Source organism: Wolbachia pipientis (assembly GCF_023661085.1).
GTDB lineage: Bacteria > Pseudomonadota > Alphaproteobacteria > Rickettsiales > Anaplasmataceae > Wolbachia.
Genome location: NZ_JAHDJT010000166.1, coordinates 1 through 1,573 on the forward strand (window position 1 = coordinate 1; position 1,573 = coordinate 1,573).

Below are 1,573 nucleotides of genomic sequence, written 5' to 3' on the forward strand. Positions count from 1 at the left end.
ATTGCTAAAAGTGCAGCTACCGATGAGGAAAAAGAGGCAAAAATAGATAACTCTACTCTCTATTTAGAATATTCAGGAGACAGCACAATACATGTTGCAAAAATTACAGATGGAGCAAGGGGGCTAGGGCTAACTGGAGAAACAGGATATGGAAGGAATGTAATAAAGATCGGTAAAAGCGAAGTAGAAATTATAACAGTAAATGACATAAGGTATTATACTGACCTTGCAGATGGTAGTGATATAGTATTAACTTTCCCTACTAGTTTGGGAGAATTAGAAGTTAGGTTATATCCTGATGAGCAAGATCAAAACCTAATAAGGGTAGAAGGGAATAAAGAGATGTTGAAGAAATTAGAAGATTGTGGGGAAGAAATAGGAAAAAATTGTCGATTGAGAGAGTTATCAGTTAAAGAAGCTATAGGGCAAGAATATTTTATCAGATCTAGAGGATTGATACGTTCTGAAGCAATGAGCCCATCTAAAAAGGTTTTAGAAAAAGTCGGAGCAGTAATGAAAGGGTTAAAGCCTGGTGATACAGTGACCTCTTCATTAGGCAATACATCTTCTATAGAAGTGGTTAAATTGAAAAGTGAAGGAAATGCTCAAAATTCCTCGTTGATATCAATTTAACAGCTTAGAAAATTTCCTAAAGAAATTATCTTATTGCTTTTCAAATAGCTTTAAGATCCTGCAGGCCAGTTGCTTGTTGTATTACGTCAATTGGAACACCTACTTCAAGTAAATTCTTTGCCACTTCTGTTTCCCCTATTGTTTTACCCCTTTCTTTATCGATCTGTATTTTTTTAGATACTGACATCATTAATGAATGAAACTTATCACGTATTTCTTCATCTTCAATTTTGTTAAACTCTCTCACTAACACTAACTATGGATGGCTTTGTTGCATAGCTGTCAGTAAGAGGTGGAAATGGAAGGAATTTACAAGGTAAATTCGAAAACAGGCGTACCGATATCAGTAAATTTATTAAGTAAGTAGCACTTAATTAACAGTTTTTTCACGATTTATCTCTGATTTGTTTTTCAAGCTAAACCCAAATATTTGCTTTAACCTATGGAAAAACACTTCAATATAAGACCTTACTCCATATTTAACTTTCTTCTTCCATTCATTTATACCATCCTCATAGCTTCCATATGATCTAATTCTACTAATATATTTATTTTTTTCTGATAAGTAGTCAGCTAAGCAAATTTTAGTATCCTTCCTAGGCCGAATAATAGGTTATGTTTCCCACATTCTTTATACACTCTTCTTATGTCATAAGCTGCATCTGCTCGAATAGAATGAACTTTATACTTATCACTGATTTCCTCTAACATATCACAGGCAGACAAATAGTCTGCAGCAACACCGTTAGTGTACTTCATGTTTATCACCTTCCTATCGTTAACGTTTAAAATAATGTGTAGTTTCCTTACTTGATCGTAACCATTATACTTTCTTTCCCGAATATTAAGTTTACTATGACTACCGTTATTATTGTAAATACTGACTCTGGTGCTATCTACAGCAATTTGAATATTTTGCAAATCATCTTTATCAATTCTA

Annotated in this window: 2 protein-coding genes and 1 pseudogene; 1 reads left to right on the forward strand and 2 read right to left on the reverse strand. The window is 33.4% G+C overall.

The annotated features are described in order from the left end of the window. Nucleotides 1–633, forward strand: a pseudogene (locus DM84_RS05875) (hypothetical protein); the annotation flags it as partial. Nucleotides 634–673: 40 nt separating this feature from the next. Here DM84_RS05875 and DM84_RS05880 read toward each other — a convergent pair. Further along, nucleotides 674–880, reverse strand: a complete 207-nt coding sequence (locus tag DM84_RS05880) for a hypothetical protein (protein WP_250779058.1) — start codon at nucleotides 878–880, stop codon at nucleotides 674–676. A gap of 326 nt (nucleotides 881–1,206) precedes the next feature. After that, nucleotides 1,207–1,573, reverse strand: a 367-nt coding sequence (locus DM84_RS05885; RefSeq protein ID WP_250779061.1) for a transposase, incomplete at its 5' end; no start/stop codon positions are given.